This is a genomic window from Bacillus sp. JJ1533, from assembly GCF_036965045.1.
Lineage (GTDB): Bacteria > Bacillota > Bacilli > Bacillales > Bacillaceae_L > Ferdinandcohnia.
Genome location: NZ_JBALOV010000012.1, coordinates 1 through 18,568, shown reverse-complemented (window position 1 = coordinate 18,568; position 18,568 = coordinate 1). Strand labels below are relative to the sequence as shown.

17 protein-coding genes and 2 tRNA genes are annotated in these 18,568 nt (G+C 39.0%); 17 read left to right on the top strand and 2 right to left on the bottom strand.

Annotated features, from left to right (window positions below):
• Positions 1 to 122: 122 nt before the first annotated feature.
• Both V7138_RS06430 and V7138_RS06425 read right to left on the bottom strand, forming a co-directional pair.
• Positions 123 to 194, bottom strand: a tRNA-Glu gene (locus V7138_RS06430).
• Between the two features lie 10 nt (positions 195 to 204).
• A tRNA-Met gene (locus tag V7138_RS06425) sits at positions 205 to 281 on the bottom strand.
• A gap of 470 nt (positions 282 to 751) precedes the next feature.
• Here V7138_RS06425 and spoIIE point away from each other — a divergent pair.
• The 17 genes from spoIIE (at position 752) to lysS (ending at position 18,329) form a co-directional block, all read left to right on the top strand.
• Complete coding sequence (spoIIE, locus tag V7138_RS06420; RefSeq protein WP_335395139.1) at positions 752 to 3,238, top strand: stage II sporulation protein E; 2,487 nt, start codon at positions 752 to 754, stop codon at positions 3,236 to 3,238.
• 76 nt (positions 3,239 to 3,314) lie between these two features.
• On the top strand, positions 3,315 to 4,055 hold the full coding sequence (locus V7138_RS06415) for a vWA domain-containing protein (protein ID WP_335395138.1): 741 nt from the start codon (positions 3,315 to 3,317) through the stop codon (positions 4,053 to 4,055).
• Positions 4,021 to 5,049 carry a serine/threonine-protein kinase gene (locus V7138_RS06410; protein ID WP_335395136.1) on the top strand — a complete coding sequence of 343 codons (1,029 nt, stop codon included), beginning with the start codon at positions 4,021 to 4,023 and terminating at the stop codon, positions 5,047 to 5,049. The genes V7138_RS06415 and V7138_RS06410 overlap by 35 nt, the downstream gene beginning before the upstream one ends.
• A 65-nt stretch (positions 5,050 to 5,114) precedes the next feature.
• Positions 5,115 to 6,497 carry a tRNA lysidine(34) synthetase TilS gene (gene tilS / locus V7138_RS06405; protein WP_335395134.1) on the top strand — a complete coding sequence of 461 codons (1,383 nt, stop codon included), beginning with the start codon at positions 5,115 to 5,117 and terminating at the stop codon, positions 6,495 to 6,497.
• 19 nt (positions 6,498 to 6,516) lie between these two features.
• Positions 6,517 to 7,056, top strand: a complete 540-nt coding sequence (gene hpt / locus V7138_RS06400; RefSeq protein ID WP_010285416.1) for a hypoxanthine phosphoribosyltransferase — start codon at positions 6,517 to 6,519, stop codon at positions 7,054 to 7,056.
• 115 nt (positions 7,057 to 7,171) lie between these two features.
• Complete coding sequence (ftsH, locus tag V7138_RS06395; protein WP_335395132.1) at positions 7,172 to 9,112, top strand: ATP-dependent zinc metalloprotease FtsH; 1,941 nt, start codon at positions 7,172 to 7,174, stop codon at positions 9,110 to 9,112.
• 156 nt (positions 9,113 to 9,268) lie between these two features.
• A complete protein-coding gene (locus V7138_RS06390; RefSeq protein WP_335395129.1) occupies positions 9,269 to 10,042 on the top strand; it encodes a type III pantothenate kinase in 774 nt (257 codons plus the stop codon).
• Positions 10,043 to 10,080: 38 nt separating this feature from the next.
• The gene (gene hslO / locus V7138_RS06385; protein ID WP_335395127.1) at positions 10,081 to 10,959 is read left to right on the top strand and encodes an Hsp33 family molecular chaperone HslO; all 879 of its coding nucleotides are present in this window, start codon (positions 10,081 to 10,083) and stop codon (positions 10,957 to 10,959) included.
• A gap of 19 nt (positions 10,960 to 10,978) precedes the next feature.
• Positions 10,979 to 11,902, top strand: coding sequence for a peptidyl-prolyl cis-trans isomerase (locus V7138_RS06380; RefSeq protein WP_335395124.1), 924 nt, complete (start codon positions 10,979 to 10,981; stop codon positions 11,900 to 11,902).
• Positions 11,903 to 12,013: 111 nt separating this feature from the next.
• Entirely contained in the window at positions 12,014 to 12,943 is a 930-nt protein-coding gene (cysK, locus tag V7138_RS06375) for a cysteine synthase A (RefSeq protein WP_335395121.1), read from the top strand.
• Between the two features lie 176 nt (positions 12,944 to 13,119).
• Positions 13,120 to 13,731 (top strand): aminodeoxychorismate/anthranilate synthase component II, encoded by a 612-nt coding sequence (gene pabA / locus V7138_RS06370; protein ID WP_335395118.1) that lies wholly within the window; start codon positions 13,120 to 13,122, stop codon positions 13,729 to 13,731.
• Between the two features lie 28 nt (positions 13,732 to 13,759).
• Entirely contained in the window at positions 13,760 to 14,608 is an 849-nt protein-coding gene (gene folP / locus V7138_RS06365; protein ID WP_335395115.1) for a dihydropteroate synthase, read from the top strand.
• On the top strand, positions 14,608 to 14,976 hold the full coding sequence (folB, locus tag V7138_RS06360; protein ID WP_335395112.1) for a dihydroneopterin aldolase: 369 nt from the start codon (positions 14,608 to 14,610) through the stop codon (positions 14,974 to 14,976). The genes folP and folB overlap by 1 nt, the downstream gene beginning before the upstream one ends.
• Positions 14,969 to 15,493 (top strand): 2-amino-4-hydroxy-6-hydroxymethyldihydropteridine diphosphokinase, encoded by a 525-nt coding sequence (gene folK / locus V7138_RS06355; protein ID WP_335395109.1) that lies wholly within the window; start codon positions 14,969 to 14,971, stop codon positions 15,491 to 15,493. Before folB ends, folK begins: the two co-directional genes overlap by 8 nt.
• Positions 15,445 to 15,651 carry a helix-turn-helix domain-containing protein gene (locus V7138_RS06350; RefSeq protein ID WP_335395106.1) on the top strand — a complete coding sequence of 69 codons (207 nt, stop codon included), beginning with the start codon at positions 15,445 to 15,447 and terminating at the stop codon, positions 15,649 to 15,651. Before folK ends, V7138_RS06350 begins: the two co-directional genes overlap by 49 nt.
• Before the next feature lie 42 nt (positions 15,652 to 15,693).
• Positions 15,694 to 16,695 carry a tRNA dihydrouridine synthase DusB gene (dusB, locus tag V7138_RS06345; protein ID WP_335395103.1) on the top strand — a complete coding sequence of 334 codons (1,002 nt, stop codon included), beginning with the start codon at positions 15,694 to 15,696 and terminating at the stop codon, positions 16,693 to 16,695.
• A 149-nt stretch (positions 16,696 to 16,844) separates the two neighbouring features.
• Entirely contained in the window at positions 16,845 to 18,329 is a 1,485-nt protein-coding gene (gene lysS, locus V7138_RS06340; RefSeq protein ID WP_335395100.1) for a lysine--tRNA ligase, read from the top strand.
• The last annotated feature ends 239 nt before the right edge of the window (positions 18,330 to 18,568 follow it).

The following is an 18,568-nucleotide window of genomic DNA, read 5'->3' as shown; positions in this document are numbered from 1 at the left end:
TTTGTCCGATAAAAAAATTGTTTAAGAGGAAGGTACCCAAGAGGTAAATTTACAGATTAAAGTGTCCACCCAAACGAAAATGGACACAAAAAAACAGTGCGAATATATTCGCACTGTTCCTATGACCCGTACGGGATTCGAACCCGTGTTACCGCCGTGAAAGGGCGGTGTCTTAACCGCTTGACCAACGGGCCTAAAAAATTATGGTAGCGGCGGAGGGGATCGAACCCCCGACCTCACGGGTATGAACCGTACGCTCTAGCCAGCTGAGCTACACCGCCATGTTTAGGAAAGTAATTAAGTTTCAAATACTGTACTGAGTTTATCGTGCTGGCTTCGCCTGCTCCTCTTAACTCCGTTCTTCGTCGCATGTCCTCATAGAAGATGACTCGAAGAAGTAGGGACAAGCTGAGCTACACCGCCATATTAATTAGTGTTCGACAATCTCTGTCTCAAACTCTAGTAAGTAAGCACAAGTTATATAATACCTTGTGTGTATTCATTCGTCAATATCTTTTGTATTGAAGGAAAATAATACAAAGATTCTCACAATATACACATAAAATCTATGAACTTTTGGAACAAACCTACTAAATTACACTCCTAAAATTCGCCATCTGACATTTATTTTGTTGGAAAACGAGACAAGCAGTCGAATGATTTTTCTTTTCGCTCCTGTTGTTTTGACAAAATACGAATTTCTCCAACTGTATAATAACAGACAACGATTAAAAACGGGGAGTGTTTATTAATGGAAAGAATAGAGAGGAATCTAAGCGGACCGATTGCAGAGGTAGATATTGAAAAAACACAGGACACCGTGTCAAAGTGGTTTCAGCGTTTTCAAGTCAAACTTGAAAATCTATTTCTACTAAAAGGGCTTTTACTAGTAGTCGTTGGGTTTTTATTAGGACGAGCCCTCATCCTGAATGAATTAACCCCCTTTGCGCTACCATTTTTCGCAAGCGTCTTTATGATGAAAAAAGGAAAAGCAGGACTTGCGATGGCAGCTGTTATTGCTGGATCGTTTACCCTATCAGCAGATGTCACCGTTTTTACATTTCTATCAATTGCCTTTTTTCTTGTAATCTATAAGGTTCTACAAAGGTTTAAGATAGATTTAATTAAAATACTACCAATATTGGTGCTAATCGCTTCAGCCATAGCGAAGGTGAGCATCCTCTATGTTATGCAAGGATCAATAACCATCCATGACGGCGTCATGATCGGTGTCGGATCCGGTTTAGCTTGTATATTAACCTTAATTTTCCTGCAAAGTGTCCCTCTTCTAACAGAGAAACGAAGGAAACAATCTTTTAAAACAGAAGAAGTTATATGTTTGATTATCCTTATTGCCTCCGTGTTAACAGGAACAATGGGATGGCTTGTCTATGAGATGTCTATATCTAATATTCTTTCACGTTATGTCGTCCTACTGTTTGCGTTTGTTGCTGGAGCAACAATAGGGTCTACAGTAGGGGTTGTAACCGGACTTATTTTAAGTTTAGCGAATGTAACGAGCTTGTACCAAATGAGTCTTCTTGCTTTTTCAGGTTTACTTGGTGGCCTGTTAAAAGAAGGCAAAAAGGTAGGAGTAGCACTTGGTCTCATTGTTGGAACACTGTTAATTGGCCTTTACGGTGAAGGAGCTAGTCAAATTATTCCTACTTTATATGAATCCGGAGTGGCCATCCTATTATTTTTACTAACACCACAGAACCTAATAAGCAAAGTGGCAAAAAACATACCTGGTACACCTGAACATCATGCAGAACAGCAGCAATATCTTCGAAAAATACGTGATGTGACAGCAAATCGTGTATCACAGTTTTCAACTGTGTTTGAGGCGTTGTCCAATAGTTTTTCCGAATATGGGTACCCCATTGATGAAGAGGACAAAGACCGTGAACTCGACTTATTTTTAAGCAATGTAACGGAAAAGACCTGTCAATCTTGTTTTAAAAAGGAAGCGTGCTGGTCCAAGAACTTTAATAAAACATATGATTATATGAAAGATATTATGCATGGATGTGACACAAATTCGCTTCAGTACAATCACAAGCTTACGAGAGATTGGGACAAGCATTGTGTACGCTCGAAGAAAGTAATCGATGCCATTGAACAAGAGCTTACCTATTACCAGGCAAATCAGAAACTAAAAAAACAAGTGAAGGAGAGCAGAAAACTAGTAGCCGATCAATTGCTGGGTGTCTCCCAGGTTATGAGCGACTTTGCAAAGGAAATTCAAAGGGAAGGTGAAAATCATCATGTTCTAGAAGAGCAAATCTTAGACGCGCTGCAGTCGTTTGGGATCCAAATTGGGCATGTGGAAATTTACAGTGTGGAGCAGGGAAACGTTGATATTGAATTAAGCATTCCATATTGCGATGGAAGTGGGGAGTGTGAAAAATTAATTGCACCAATGCTATCCGATATTTTGGAAGAGACAATTCTCGTGAAGAATGAAGAATGTTCGGCATATCCAAATGGGTACTGCCACGTGACACTTGGTTCGGCAAAAGCTTATGTCATTGATACGGGTGTCGCTCATGCTGCTAAGGGCGGAGGATTAGTATCGGGGGATAGCTATTCAACAATTGAGTTAGGTGCTGGAAAGCATGCGGTGGCTATTAGTGATGGAATGGGAAATGGTGAACGAGCCCATTATGAAAGCAATGAAACCTTGGAGTTGTTAAAGAAGATTCTTCAATCCGGTATTGAAGAAAAGGTGGCGATTAAATCCGTTAATTCGATTCTCTCATTACGAACAACAGATGAAATTTTTTCAACACTCGATTTAGCCGTAATTGATTTACAAGATGCAAGTGCTAAGTTCTTAAAAATAGGTTCTACACCTAGCTATATAAAGAGAGGAGATAAAATTAGCAAAATACAGGCAAGTAATCTACCGATGGGAATCATTGAGGACTTTGAAGTCGAGGTTGTTGATGAACAATTGAAGGCAGGGGACCTTTTAATCATGATGAGTGATGGAATTTTTGAAGGTCCAAAACATGTAGAAAACTATGATATGTGGATGAAACGCAAGATAAATGAAATTAAAACAAAAGATCCACAGGAGGTTGCGGATCTGATTATGGAGGAGGTAATCCGTACAAGATCAGGTCAAATTGAGGATGACATGACTGTTGTTGTAACAAAAATCAAACATAATACGCCAAAATGGGCGGCAATCCCTGCGTATGGCTATCAGAAAACGAAAAGGAAAGCAATCTGAGTCTATGAAGGAGGTTTAAAAAACAATTATTTCGTCCATCCTTATACTAATTTTAACGAGTTGGAGGGGATGGAACGTGCAAAAAGGCACATTGAAGCAAATTCTATTAATTACGGACGGTTGCTCAAATCAAGGGGAAGATCCAATTGCAATGGCGGCCCTTGCTAGAGAGCAAGGAGTAACTATTAATGTTATTGGTGTAGTGGAGCAGGATACGATTGATGAACAAGGTATGCAGGAAATTGAAGGAATCGCCACGGCGGGTGGAGGCGTAAGTCAAATCGTCTATTCCGCACAGCTGTCACAAACTGTACAAATGGTGACAAAACAAGCAATGACTCAAACTCTACAGGGGGTTGTTAACAAGGAGCTTCAGCAGATCCTTGGAGCTAGGACATCAATGGAAGACCTGCCTCCGGAAAAACGTGGAGAAGTTATGGAGGTTGTGGATGAACTTGGTGAAACTGTTGATTTAGAGGTGCTTGTTCTAGTGGACACAAGTGCGAGTATGAAGCATAAGTTGCCAACGGTAAAAGAAGCCTTGCTTGACCTATCAATTAGCTTAAATGCGAGAATGGGAGATAATCAATTTTCTGTTTTCGTATTTCCAGGGAAAAGGGTCGAGGTAGAAAGAGTATTAGATTGGACGCCTAGACTAGAATCCTTGTCTAGTATTTTTCCGAAGCTTACAACTGGTGGAATTACACCAACAGGTCCGGCAATCCGTGAAGCCATTACCTACTTCAAGAAAAAAAAATCATTAAGGAGCTTATTATCTCGTGATGATGAACAATACTACGAAGAGTCAGGTATGTAAGGTTTCCCCTGGTACGGTCATCACTGGAAAATGGCATAAAAAATCATATCGCATTGTGAGACCTTTAGGACAAGGTGCTAATGGTATTGTCTACTTAGCAGAGAGCATTGAGGGCCCTGTGGCCTTGAAAATTAGTGAAAATGGCGTGACAATTACGTCTGAAGTAAATGTGCTGAAACACTTCTCTAAGGTCCAAGGTGCTGCCCTTGGGCCTTCTTTTATAGATGTGGATGATTGGATCAGACCCGGTTTTTCAAGCCCGATATCCTTTTACGTTATGGAATATATTCGAGGAGAAAGTTTTTTATCGTTTATTGAAAAAAGAGGGAAAGAATGGACAGGCATTTTATGCTTGCAATTGCTTTCAGACCTGGACCGACTGCATCAGAACGGATGGGTTTTTGGTGACTTAAAACCGGATAATCTGCTGGTTGTAGGAAATCCGCCAAAAATTCGCTGTATTGATGTCGGCGGAACAACTGTGCAGGGAAGGGCAATAAAAGAGTTTACCGAATTCTTTGATCGTGGCTATTGGGGAGCGGGTTCGAGAAAGGCGGAAGCCTCCTATGACTTATTTGCGGTTGCCATGATTATCATTAATGCAGCCTATCCAAACCGTTTTACACGAACTGACCAACCGGTGAAACAATTAAAATCTATTATTCATAATAACGATTTTTTACGAAAGTTTGATACCGTGCTATATCAAGCCATTGATGGAAACTATCAACGAGCATCTGAAATGCGTAAAGATTTGGTGATGAAATTAAGCGAAGTTAAAAGGGATCGCACACCCGTACAAAAAACACGAGCTTCAAGAAAATCACAAGTCAACACCAAAGCAACTAGTCACTCCCATGCACAACTTAACCTATCACGAGCTAATCGAAAGCAAAAACCTAAGAAACAAAAAGGCGGAGTACTCGAGACGGTTTTATTACTGCTGTTTGTATCACTCGGGTATTTACTCTATCTATATGGACAAATTCTGTAAAAAAGTTTCTGAAAGTGGTACGATAAATACATTCATTTTAGATTTTAATAAGGGTTGGTCCAATCATGATCGAAAAAGTAAGTCAGTTTATTGAAAAACATGAATTAATAAAAAAGGGCTCAACGATTATTGTGGGGGTATCTGGTGGTCCGGATTCCCTCGCGTTACTGCATTATTTATTCCACTATCAAAAGGAAACAACTGTAATTGCTGCGCATGTTGACCATATGTTTCGTGGAGAAGAGTCAGAAAAGGATTTACTCTATGTAAAAGGATTTTGTGAAACGAACCAAATCCCTTTTGAATCAATTCAATTTGATGTGACATCCTATAAAAAGGAACATGGTTTAAGTTCCCAAGTAGCAGCAAGGGAAGTGAGGTATGATTTTTTTTATAAAGTCATGCGGAAACATAAAGCCGATTATTTAGCGCTTGGGCATCACGGTGACGACCAAATCGAAACCATTTTAATGCGTTTGGTTCGTGGGAGCAAGGGAGTTGGGTATGCAGGTATGCAGGTGAAGCGCCCATTTTCTTGCGGGTCGATTATTCGTCCATTTTTAGCAGTGACAAGAGCCGACATTGATGAATATTGCAAGGAATGGAAGCTTTCACCGAGACACGATCCGTCAAATGATCAAGACGATTATACAAGGAATCGATTTAGGCATCATGTTCTTCCATTTATAAAGCAAGAAAATCCTGCGGTTCACGAACATTTTTTGCAATTTAATCAGTACTTGACAGAGGATAATAAAGTTTTAGATGAATTAACAATTGAAAAAATGAATAAAGTAATGAAAAGGAAAGAGGACAATGAAATAGAAATTGAAATACCTTCTTTTTTAGCAATGCCAAAATCTTTACAAAGAAGAGGGATTCAACTAATATTAAACTATCTCTACAAAGAACTTCCTCCTTCTCTTTCTGCCGTACATATTGACAATTTGTTAACCTTCTTGGCAAGTAATCATCCATCCGGAGAATTGCATTTTCCTGCTGGTTTACGAATTGTAAAATCTTATGAGAGTTGTACATATACTTATACGGATTGTAAGGAAAACGAAAGCCCCTATCGATTTCAGATTGATACACCCGGGCTTTATAAACTTGAAGATGGTAGTGAAATAAAGAGTCAAGTGTGGAAGAGCTATCCTAACTTGGTCGGAAATGACTGTTTCGTTATTGACCCAGACACCATCCAATTGCCAATTTATGTCCGAACGAGAAAAATCGGAGATAAAATGAGGCTAAAAGGAATGAATGGCTCTAAAAAAGTGAAGGATATTTTCATCGATGAAAAAATACCTCTTCACAAACGAAACCTTTGGCCAATTGTCGAGGATGAACAAGGAAAGATTTTGTGGCTTCCAGGATTAAAAAAATCATCCTATGAAGCAAACTGTCAAACAAAATCGCACTATATCGTACTACAATATACGCAATGATTTAGGGGGCTTTAAAAGTATGAAGCAGGATATTGAGAAGGTTTTATTTAGCGAGGAAGAAATTCAGCAAAAAATCAAGGAATTAGGCAATACTTTAACAGAGGATTATAAGGATAAATTTCCTTTAGCTATTGGCATATTAAAAGGAGCTATGCCTTTCATGGGTGATCTGTTAAAAAGAGTTGATACATACTTAGAAATGGATTTCATGGATGTTTCCAGTTATGGAAATTCAACGGTTTCATCCGGTGAAGTAAAGATCATCAAGGACTTAGATACGTCTGTAGAAGGAAGAGATATTCTTGTCATTGAGGATATTATCGACAGTGGGCTTACATTAAGCTACATCGTTGAATTATTCCGTTATCGTAAAGCCAAGTCCATTAAAATTGTCACGCTTCTTGATAAGCCAACAGGAAGAAAAGCCGATATTAACGCAGATTATGTTGGTTTTATTGTTCCTGATGAGTTTGTTGTTGGATACGGATTAGATTATGCCGAAAAATATCGCAATTTACCGTATATCGGTGTGTTAAAACCTGAGGTGTATTCTGAATAGTTTTTTCTACACTTTTTTGAAACCTAATCGCAGGTTAAACGTATATCATTTGAATAGCATTTATTATCTATGATACTATTTACTATAGTTTGTTCACCGTGGGAGGAGGTAAGGGATGAATCGGATTTTTAGAAACGTCATATTCTATTTACTCATATTTTTAGTCATTATCGGTGTGGTTAGCTTCTTCCAAGGAGCGGGTGGCCAGCCTGAAGTGATGAAATATGGCAAGTTTGTTCAACATCTCGAAGCAGGAGATGTAAAAAATATTACGATCCAACCTGAAAGAGGCGTCTATGAGGTTAGAGGACAGTTAAATAACTATGATAAGGATCAATTCTTTGTCACTAACATTATCGGTAGCCAAAATGAAGTTGATCGGATTACTGAGGCCGCGAAAGCCGCAGACGTAGATATACTTAAAGCGAAAGAAACAAGTGGTTGGGTAACCTTCTTTACGTCAATTATCCCATTTGTTATTATCTTTATTTTATTCTTCTTCCTACTTAACCAAGCCCAAGGCGGCGGTAGTAGGGTTATGAATTTTGGTAAGAGTAAAGCAAAGTTATATAGCGAAGAAAAGAAAAAGGTTAGATTTAAAGATGTTGCAGGTGCAGATGAAGAGAAGCAAGAGCTTATTGAAGTTGTTGAGTTCTTGAAAGACCCTCGCAAGTTTTCTGAGCTAGGTGCAAGAATTCCAAAAGGGATCCTCCTTGTTGGACCTCCTGGTACAGGTAAAACATTACTTGCCCGTGCAGCAGCTGGTGAAGCGGGAGTTCCATTCTTCTCCATCAGTGGATCGGATTTCGTTGAAATGTTCGTTGGGGTTGGTGCTTCACGTGTACGTGACCTCTTTGAAAATGCAAAGAAAAATGCGCCATGTATCATTTTTATAGATGAAATTGATGCAGTTGGACGTCAGCGTGGAGCAGGTCTTGGTGGCGGTCATGATGAGCGCGAACAAACCTTAAACCAATTGCTTGTTGAGATGGACGGATTCGGTGCAAATGAAGGAATCATCATCATTGCTGCAACAAACCGCCCAGACATCCTAGACCCAGCCCTTCTACGTCCGGGACGTTTTGACCGTCAAATTACAGTTGACCGTCCGGATGTTAAAGGAAGAGAAGCGGTTTTACGAGTTCATGCTCGTAATAAGCCTTTTGAGGAATCTGTTGATTTAAAAGCAATTGCTGCAAGAACACCAGGGTTCTCAGGTGCAGACCTAGAAAACTTACTTAATGAAGCTGCGCTCGTTGCAGCTCGACGAAACAAGAAGAAAATTGATATGACAGATCTCGATGAAGCATCAGACCGTGTCATTGCAGGTCCAGCTAAAAAGAATCGTGTCATTTCGAAAAAAGAACGCAATATTGTGGCCTTCCACGAAGCAGGACACACCGTTATTGGAATGGTACTTGATGAAGCAGATTTGGTTCACAAGGTTACAATTGTCCCACGTGGTCAAGCTGGTGGTTATGCAGTCATGCTTCCTAAGGAAGACCGCTATTTTATGACAAAACCTGAATTGTTGGATAAAATCACAGGTCTCTTAGGAGGTCGTGTAGCCGAAGAAATTACGTTTGGAGAAGTGAGTACAGGTGCTCATAATGACTTCCAACGTGCTACAGGTATTGCTCGTAAAATGGTTACTGAATATGGAATGAGTGAAAAATTAGGTCCACTTCAGTTCGGTCAAGCACAAGGTGGTCAAGTGTTCTTAGGACGTGATATTCATAATGAGCAAAACTACAGTGATGCTATCGCTCACGAAATTGATCTTGAAATTCAACGCTTTATTAAAGAAAGCTATGAAAAAGCAAGACAAATTCTTACAGAACATCAAGATAAACTTAAACTAATCGCTGAAACATTACTTGAGGTTGAAACGTTAGATGCTGCTCAAATTAAGAGTTTGTTTGAAGAAGGTAAATTACCTGACCGCCCAGACGCTTCTGAGAGTGCAGATAAACCGAAAGAAGATGTAAAAGTTACAATTAACTCTAAAAAAGAAGAGAAAGTAACAGAAGGCGAAAACAAAGATAAAGAAGAATAACAGCAAAAGGTGTCTACAGCTTAATGTAGGCACCTTTTTTTGTATCGATTTAAGTTCTTTAATTGTGGAATAATAAAAACGAGGTGTGGTATGATGTTTGCATTAAGTTGCAAATATGCCATTGTGCAATTGCATTGTTGGGGGTAGGGGTACCACATGATTTTTGTTTTTGATGTAGGGAATACAAATATGGTTTTAGGGGTATATGAAAATGATGATCTAAAACATCATTGGAGAATTGAAACCAGTCGAAATAAAACAGAGGATGAATATGGACTTGTTATTAAATCACTTTTAGCACATGAAGGATTGGACTTTAAAGACATAAATGGCATTATCATGTCCTCTGTCGTTCCACCGATAATGTTTGCATTGGAACGGATGTGTGTAAAGTATTTTGGGATTAAGCCTTTAGTGGTAGGGCCAGGCATTAAGACGGGGTTAAATATTAAGTATGATAATCCGAAAGAGGTGGGGGCAGACCGAATCGTTAATGCCGTCGCGGGAATTCACCTATATGGAAGTCCGCTTATCATCGTTGATTTTGGTACGGCCACTACGTTCTGCTACATAAATGAGAAAAAGCAATACATGGGCGGGGCGATTGCGCCTGGAATTGCCATTTCAACAGAAGCTTTATATTCAAGGGCTGCAAAGCTCCCAAGAATTGAAATAGCACGTCCAGAAGGTGTGATTGGACGAAACACCGTTAGTGCTATGCAAGCAGGTATATTATTTGGTTATGTGGGCCAGGTTGAAGGGATCGTCGCTCGCATTAAAGCCCAAGCCACGGAAAAACCAAAGGTCATTGCAACGGGTGGACTTGCTTCATTGATTGCAGCTGAATCAACTGTGATTGATGTAGTCGATCCATTTTTGACTATAAAAGGCTTACAGCTTATTTACCAACGTAATAAGGAAATGAAATAAAATAACATCAATGTGATGACATGTAAAGGAGTAATAAAATGAGTGATTATTTAATTAAGGCGTTAGCTTTTAATGGACAGGTTCGAGCATATGCAATTAATTCAACAGAAACAGTTGCCGAGGCCCAAAGACGTCATTATACTTGGCCTACTGCATCGGCTGCACTAGGTAGAACAATGACTGCAGGCGTGATGTTAGGAGCAACTCTGAAGGGCGAAGTTAAGCTTACTATTAAAGTTGAAGGTGGCGGACCAATCGGAATTATTCTCGTTGATACAAATGCTAAAGGGGAAGTAAGAGGATATGTAACCAACCCTCAAACTCATTTTGATTTGAACGAACATGGGAAACTTGACGTGAGAAGGGCTGTTGGAACAGACGGAACCCTAACTGTTGTAAAAGATATAGGCATGAAGGAACAATTCTCCGGACAGGTCCCAATAGTTTCAGGAGAACTCGGAGAGGATTTTACGTATTATCTTGTTACTTCTGAACAAACTCCATCATCTGTTGGGGTAGGGGTTTTAGTCAATCCAGACAACTCCATTTTAGCTGCTGGCGGATTCCTTATCCAGCTTTTACCTGGTACAGATGAAGAAACCATCACGCAAATTGAAAAAAGACTTCAAGAGATTGAACCAATCTCTAAAATGATTGAAAAAGGACTTACTCCTGAAGACATTTTAGTCGAAGTTGTCGGAGAGGAAAATCTTAAAATTCTTGAGAAAATGCCGGTATCCTTTGTTTGTCCTTGTTCAAGGGAACGAATTGAAAGTGCGATCATTAGCTTAGGTACTGAAGAAATTGAAGCCATGATTGAGGAAGATGGAAAAGCTGAGGCACAATGTCATTTTTGTAACGAAAAATATCATTTTTCAAAAGAAGACTTAATAGAATTAAAAGACCAAGCAAAGTAAGGTAATGGGAGATGGAAAAATGAATCAAAAAGTATTGTGGTCAATTATTGTTGCTCTCGTTATCACAAACTGTTTGTCGGTTGTGTACTTTGCGACTGATCAATCAGGGGAAAAGTCTGATGAAAAGACGGTTGAGGCAACCAAGCCTGTTGTTGCCAGTGGGGAAGAAGAGGTAGTGGCTACTATCGGAAAAACATCCATTACAAGACAGCAATGGTTACATGAGCTTGAAGGCAGATATGGGAAACAAATTTTAGAGGAAATGATTGATGAGGAAGTTGTTCGTCAAATGGCCAAAAAGCATAATATTGCTTTGGCAGATGATGCGATTGACCGGGAATTGACATTAATTAAAACCATGTACAACACGATCGATCATGAGAATATTGATGATGAGCATTGGAAAGAGCAAATTGAGCTAAGCATTTTATTAGAAGAGCTCTTAACAAAGGATGCAGTAATATCTGAGGAAGAAATGAAGCATTTCTTCGACGAAAACAAACATTTATACGAAATTCCGAAGTCTTATCATCTTTCCCACATTGTAGTGAAAACGAAAGAGGCAGCTGAACAGGTTCGAGATGAATTAAAAAATGGATCAAGCTTCGCAGCGCTTGCTATGGAGAAATCAACGGATGAGTTTTCTGCAAATCGGGGCGGGGAACTTGGATTTGTAAATAAGGAAAATGGATATGCTCCAGAAAGCTATTTAGATGTGGCAAATCATTTGAAGCCAAATGAATGGAGCGAACCGATTGAGGTTGAAGGTGGCTTTGCGGTCATTATTCTTCACGAAGTAATAGATGCGGTAACTTATTCATTTGACGATGTTAAGGACCAAATCAAGCGCCAAATTGCCATCGATCAAATGAATGGAAATATAACGGTTGAGCCATTTTGGAAAGAGCTTGGAGTCAAATGGTTCTTTGAGAATCAACAATAAAATTTAGAAAAAATTCACAATTTGCTAGTAGTAAATTCGTTGACTTTTAGTAGGAGAATTGCTAAATTGTAGATAAAACCAATAAAAATAGTAGGGATTGAGGGTGGAATCATGACAAAAGTAGCAAATTCAATATATGAGTTAATTGGCCAAACACCAGTTGTAAAGCTAAACCACTTAGTTGATGAAGATAGCGCAGATGTATATGTAAAGCTTGAGTTCTTTAACCCAGGAAGCAGTGTTAAGGATAGAATCGCATTAGCGATGATTGAAGCTGCTGAGAAAAAAGGGGATTTAAAGCCTGGTGACACGATTATTGAACCGACAAGTGGTAACACTGGTATTGGTTTAGCAATGGTCGCAGCTGCTAAAGGATTAAAAGCAATCTTAGTTATGCCAGATACAATGAGTATGGAACGTCGTAACCTTTTACGCGCATACGGTGCTGAGCTTGTGTTAACACCAGGTGCTGAAGGAATGAAAGGTGCGGTTAACAAAGCAGAAGAGCTTGTTAAAGAACACGGCTATTTCATGCCACAACAATTTGACAATCCAGCCAACCCTGAAGTTCACCGTTTAACGACTGGTAAGGAAATTGTTGAGCAAATGGGTGACCAATTGGACGCGTTTGTTTCTGGAATTGGAACAGGTGGAACAATCACTGGAGCTGGCCTTGTGTTAAAAGAAAAATATCCGAACATACATATTGTAGCAGTTGAACCAGCTGACTCAGCAATATTGTCTGGTGGAAAACCTGGTCCACACAAAATTCAGGGTATAGGTGCAAACTTTGTACCTAACGTGTTAAACACAGAAGTATATGACGAAGTGTTTACAGTTAAAAATGAAGAAGCTATTGAATACGCACGCCGTACAGGCCAAGAAGAAGGATTCCTTGTAGGAATTTCCTCAGGTGCAGCTATTTTTGCAGCACTTCAAGTTGCGAAAAAATTAGGTAAAGGCAAAAAAGTGCTTGCGGTTGTCCCAGATAATGGTGAGCGCTACTTAAGTACAGTTCTTTATCAATTTGACGAGCAATAATTAGTATATATGAAGAGTCAATCCTTCCGCGGGATTAGACTCTTTTTTACTTTCAAAGGTGTACTGAAAATTATATATCATGTAAAATATAAAAATAAAGGACAAGACGATCTAGAGATGAAAGTAAAGAGCTGAGTAAGTAGAGTAGAAAAAATTTGAGTATGAGGTGAGCTAGAATGATCGTAATGATTGATAATTATGACTCGTTTACATTCAATTTAGTGCAATATGTTGGAGAATTAGGTGAAGAAATCATTGTGAAAAGAAATGATGAAATCACGGTTCAGGAAATTGAGGATCTAAACCCGGACTTAATTATGATTTCCCCTGGACCTTGTACACCGAATGAGGCAGGAATAAGCCTAGAAGCCATTTCCTATTTTGCAGGGCGTATTCCAATTTTTGGTGTCTGCCTCGGTCATCAATCAATTGCTCAAGCGTTTGGCGGAGATGTGATTAAAGCTCAAAGGTTAATGCATGGGAAAACATCTGAAATTAACCATGACGGGAAAACCCTTTTTTCGGGGATAGAACAGCCATTTACCGCCACGCGTTACCATTCATTAATCGTTAAAAGAGAGACGCTTCCAGAGTGCTTTGAAATTTCAGCTGAAACAGATGCTGGAGAAATCATGGCTATCCGCCATAAAGAATTCCCGATTGAAGGTGTTCAATTTCATCCAGAATCGATTATGACAACAGCAGGAAAACAATTAATTAAAAGTGTAATTAAATTATATATCGGAAGTAAAAATGAGTCCGTGCCTCTCATATCTGACAGGCTGTAGAGTAAACATTGTAAAAGGAGATTGAAAAATGGATCAAGACAGAATTATGAGGCTAACGTTAACATGTGGTCCCTATCGACTAGATTTTTCCAAAAAAACAATGATTATGGGAATATTAAACATCACACCTGATTCATTTTCTGATGGTGGTTCATATTTTGACCTAGAGGCAGCCATTAACCATGCTAAACAACTGGTCAATGATGGTGCTGATATTATTGATGTTGGCGGTGAATCGACAAGACCGGGATACGAAAGACTCTCTGACGAAGATGAAATAGCTAGAGTTGTGCCGATTATACGAGCGTTGGTAAAGGAAGTCCATGTACCCATTTCCATTGATACGTATAAATCAGAGGTAGCAAAACAAGCAATTGAAGCTGGAGCCCATATCATCAATGATATTTGGGGTGCAAAAGCAGACCCGAAAATGGCGGAGGTTGCAGCAACCTATAATGTACCAATCATCCTGATGCATAACCGAGATAATAAAAACTATAAAAATCTTATCGATGATATGATCATTGATTTAAAAGAGAGTATTGAAATAGTGAAGACTGCTGGTGTTAAAGATGAAAACATTATCCTAGACCCGGGAGTAGGTTTTGCCAAAACCTTTGAAGATAATATTGAAACAATCCGTCATCTAGATCGTTTTTATGAACTTGGCTATCCAGTCCTGCTTGGAACTTCAAGAAAGTCCTTTATTGGTCATATTTTTGATTTGCCACCACAGGAACGTGATGAAGCAACAGGTGCCACGACCTGCCTTGGTATCCAAAAAGGCTGTGATATTGTCCGTGTACATAATGTAAAGGTCAATGCAAGACTGGCAAAGATGATGGATGTCCTTGTTGGTAAAGGTGAGCTTAAATAATGGACAAAATCTATGTAAATCAAATGCAGTTTTACGGTTATCATGGTGTGTTTCTGGAAGAAACCAAATTAGGCCAACGCTTTTTTGTCGACTTAATGGTAGAAGTCGACGTCAAACAAGCAGGGCAAACCGATAATCTAGATTATTCGGTTCACTACGGGGAACTTTACAACCTATGCAAAGAAATCGTTGAAGGACAACCATACAAACTACTAGAAGCGGTGGCTGAAAAAATTGCCACGGAAATTTTAAAGCATTTTTCATTGGTTTTAAGTTGCACAATTAAAGTAATAAAACCAGACCCGCCAATACCTGGTCATCTCCAATCAGTTGCTGTAGAAATCACAAGGAGTCGACAACATGGATAATACGGCATATATTGCTCTGGGAACGAATTTGGGAAAACGCGAACAGTATTTATGCTCTGCATTAAAGGCAATCCAAGACAATAACATAGCAATTAGTGATTTTTCTTCAATTTATGAAACGGATCCAGTTGGATATCAAGATCAAGATTTATTTTTAAATATGGTCATTAAAGTAAGAACTCATTTATCACCAATTGATTTACTGCAGGTTTTGCAAAAAATTGAGCTAGAGTCTGGAAGGGAAAGGAAGATAAGATGGGGGCCAAGGACCTTGGACCTTGACATCTTGCTTTATAATCATGAATATATTGAAACAGAGCGTCTTATCGTTCCACATCCCCGAATGACAGAGCGGGCTTTTGTTCTGGTACCTTTGTTTGAAATTGACCAGAACCTACACATTCCAGCAGTAACAAAACCATTATCCTTACTACTAGAGGAACTACAAGACAGAGAAGGTGTACGTATATGGAAGCGGAGAAGTGGGGAAGACGTATTCGTGCTTTTCGAAAGTTGAAAGGTTATACTCAGGAGGGTCTAGCAAAAGACCTCGGGGTATCCGTATCCATTGTTGGGGAAGTCGAGCGTGGAACACGAATGCCAAGTAAAACATTTTTACAAGAGGTTTCAGAAATACTTAAAGTACCACTTGAGGACCTAACCCCAAAGGGATAGATTTAATAAATGGATTTTTATAAAAATGAAGGGAGGTTTATCGTGTTAAAAATAGGTGATATCGAAATGAAAAACCAAGTTGTGCTTGCTCCAATGGCAGGAGTATGTAATTCAGCCTTTCGTCTAACTGTTAAGGAATTTGGTGCAGGCTTGGTTTGTGCGGAAATGGTAAGTGATAAAGCAATCTTATATAAAAATGCAAAAACAATGGGAATGCTTTATATCGATGAACGTGAAAAACCATTAAGTCTCCAAATTTTTGGCGGAGAAAAAGATACATTAGTAGAAGCAGCAAAGTTTGTCGATAAAAACACAACTGCAGATATAATCGATATAAATATGGGATGCCCAGTACCAAAAATCATAAAATGTGATGCGGGGGCAAAGTGGCTATTAGACCCTAATAAAATTTATGAAATGGTTTCAGCGGTAGTGGATGCAGTGGACAAGCCTGTTACTGTAAAAATGCGTATGGGCTGGGATGATGATCATATTTTTGCGATTCAAAACGCCCAAGCGATAGAACGTGCTGGCGGTCAAGCAGTAGCCCTGCATGGAAGAACGCGCGTCCAGATGTATGAAGGCTACGCAAACTGGGACATTATTAAACAGGTAAAACAGTCGGTAAATATCCCTGTAATCGGCAATGGAGATGTTAAGACACCGAAGGACGCAAGACGTATGCTTGATGAAACAGGGTGTGATGGAGTTATGATCGGCCGTGCGGCTCTCGGAAACCCATGGATGATCTATCAAACAGTCAAATATCTAGAAACCGGCGAACTAACTGAAGAGCCAGGAGTAAGAGAGAAAATAGATGTGTCTATTCTTCATTTAGACCGTTTAATCAATTTAAAAAACGAGGACATCGCAGTAAGGGAATTTAGGAAGCACGCCGCATGGTACCTAAAAGGAATCCGTGGCAATGCAATTGTTCGGAATGCGATCAACAACTGCAATACACGAAATGAATTAGTTTCGCTTTTACAAGACTTCGTTGAAGAAGTAGAAGAAAAGCAACAAAACAGTGAGATGGTTGTTTGACATCAAAGATTCCCTACACTATAATACCCGTAAGTAGCCTACTGCCAGTTTTTGCTGGCAGTTTTTCTTCTTTACGTTTATATTGAAATAGGACAAGTTATAGATATTCGTTTGAAATAGATCATGTAACAAAATAGGAGTTGATAAAAATGAATCATGAGGAATTAAATGACCAATTGATAGTCAGAAGAGAAAAGTTACATACATTACGTGAACTGGGTGTCGACCCATTCGGAAAAAGATTTGAAAGAACACATAGTACACGTGAACTTATCGAATTATATGATGGATTAACAAAAGAACAATTGGACGAAAAAGAGGTTAGCGTAACGATTGCTGGTCGTATTATGACAAAGCGCGGTAAAGGAAAAGCTGGATTTACTCATATCCAAGACCTAACCGGCCAAATTCAACTATACGTACGTCTTGATGCAGTTGGAGAAGAGCAGTATGAACTATTTAATATTGCGGACCTTGGGGACATTGTTGGTGTATCGGGTACTGTCTTTAAGACTAAAGTAGGAGAACTTTCTATTAAAGTTACTTCATTTGAGATCTTATCAAAAGCATTACGTCCATTACCTGACAAATTCCATGGATTAAAAGACGTTGAACAACGCTACCGTCAACGTTACCTAGACTTAATTATGAGCCCGGAAAGCAAAGAAACCTTTATTACAAGAAGTAAAATCATCAGAGCGATGAGACGTTATTTAGATGATCACGGCTATTTAGAGGTGGAAACACCAATGATGCATTCGATCCCTGGTGGTGCTTCTGCACGCCCGTTCATTACTCATCATAATGCATTAGATATCGAATTATATATGCGTATTGCGATTGAGCTACACCTTAAGCGCCTAATCGTAGGTGGTTTAGAAAAGGTATATGAAATTGGCAGGGTATTTCGGAATGAAGGTGTCTCAACGCGACACAATCCTGAATTCACCATGATTGAATTATATGAAGCATACGCTGACTATAAAGACATCATGAGTCTTACAGAAAACCTTGTTGCGCATATTGCCCAAGAAGTACTAGGAACTACAACGATTACTTATGGAGAACACGAAATTGACTTAAATCCAGAGTGGAAAAGACTTCACATGGTAGATGCGATTAAAGAATACGTAGGGGTAGACTTCTGGAAAGAAATGAGTGTAGAAGAAGCAAGACAACTAGCGAAAGAACATAATGTTGAAATCAATGACAATATGGATTACGGACATATTGTAAATGAGTTCTTCGAGCAAAAAATTGAGGACAAACTTATTCAACCAACATTTATCTATGGACATCCAGTGGAAATTTCACCACTAGCAAAGAAAAATCCAGAAGATCCTAGATTTACAGATCGCTTTGAGCTATTCATTGTTGGAAGAGAACATGCCAATGCATTTACAGAGTTAAATGACCCTATTGATCAACGTCAAAGATTCGAAGCTCAACTCAAAGAAAGAGAGCAAGGAAATGACGAAGCTCATATGATGGACGAGGATTTCGTAGAAGCATTAGAATATGGTTTACCACCAACAGGCGGATTAGGAATCGGAGTAGACAGACTTGTTATGCTCTTAACGAATTCACCGTCAATAAGAGACGTATTACTCTTCCCGCAAATGCGTCATAAATAAGTTGAAAAGACAGAGTGGATTTCCACTCTGTTTTTGTGTTATTTAATGGAAAACTTTTCTAGTATAATTTTTTGATAAAAAACCTTGCCTTTAAACTTTCAAGGTGGTATATTATAAATCTGCCGCTGAGATGTGGCGGTGATTCAAAAAAGAAATTAAAAAAGTTATTGACTATCAGAAAGATAGATGATAATATTATAAAGTTGCTTCTGAGAGCAACAAAAAAGTTCTTTGAAAAC

Bases quoted from the DNA above. Each gene is read 5' to 3' on its own strand.
- spoIIE (WP_335395139.1), top strand. From the start codon at position 752: ATGGAAAGAATAGAGAGGAATCTAAGCGGACCGATTGCAGAGGTAGAT.
- V7138_RS06410 (WP_335395136.1), top strand. From the start codon at position 4,021: ATGATGAACAATACTACGAAGAGTCAGGTATGTAAGGTTTCCCCTGGT.
- tilS (WP_335395134.1), top strand. From the start codon at position 5,115: ATGATCGAAAAAGTAAGTCAGTTTATTGAAAAACATGAATTAATAAAA.
- hpt (WP_010285416.1), top strand. From the start codon at position 6,517: ATGAAGCAGGATATTGAGAAGGTTTTATTTAGCGAGGAAGAAATTCAG.
- ftsH (WP_335395132.1), top strand. From the start codon at position 7,172: ATGAATCGGATTTTTAGAAACGTCATATTCTATTTACTCATATTTTTA.
- V7138_RS06390 (WP_335395129.1), top strand. From the start codon at position 9,269: ATGATTTTTGTTTTTGATGTAGGGAATACAAATATGGTTTTAGGGGTA.
- hslO (WP_335395127.1), top strand. From the start codon at position 10,081: ATGAGTGATTATTTAATTAAGGCGTTAGCTTTTAATGGACAGGTTCGA.
- V7138_RS06380 (WP_335395124.1), top strand. From the start codon at position 10,979: ATGAATCAAAAAGTATTGTGGTCAATTATTGTTGCTCTCGTTATCACA.
- cysK (WP_335395121.1), top strand. From the start codon at position 12,014: ATGACAAAAGTAGCAAATTCAATATATGAGTTAATTGGCCAAACACCA.
- pabA (WP_335395118.1), top strand. From the start codon at position 13,120: ATGATCGTAATGATTGATAATTATGACTCGTTTACATTCAATTTAGTG.
- folP (WP_335395115.1), top strand. From the start codon at position 13,760: ATGGATCAAGACAGAATTATGAGGCTAACGTTAACATGTGGTCCCTAT.
- folB (WP_335395112.1), top strand. From the start codon at position 14,608: ATGGACAAAATCTATGTAAATCAAATGCAGTTTTACGGTTATCATGGT.
- folK (WP_335395109.1), top strand. From the start codon at position 14,969: ATGGATAATACGGCATATATTGCTCTGGGAACGAATTTGGGAAAACGC.
- V7138_RS06350 (WP_335395106.1), top strand. From the start codon at position 15,445: ATGGAAGCGGAGAAGTGGGGAAGACGTATTCGTGCTTTTCGAAAGTTG.
- lysS (WP_335395100.1), top strand. From the start codon at position 16,845: ATGAATCATGAGGAATTAAATGACCAATTGATAGTCAGAAGAGAAAAG.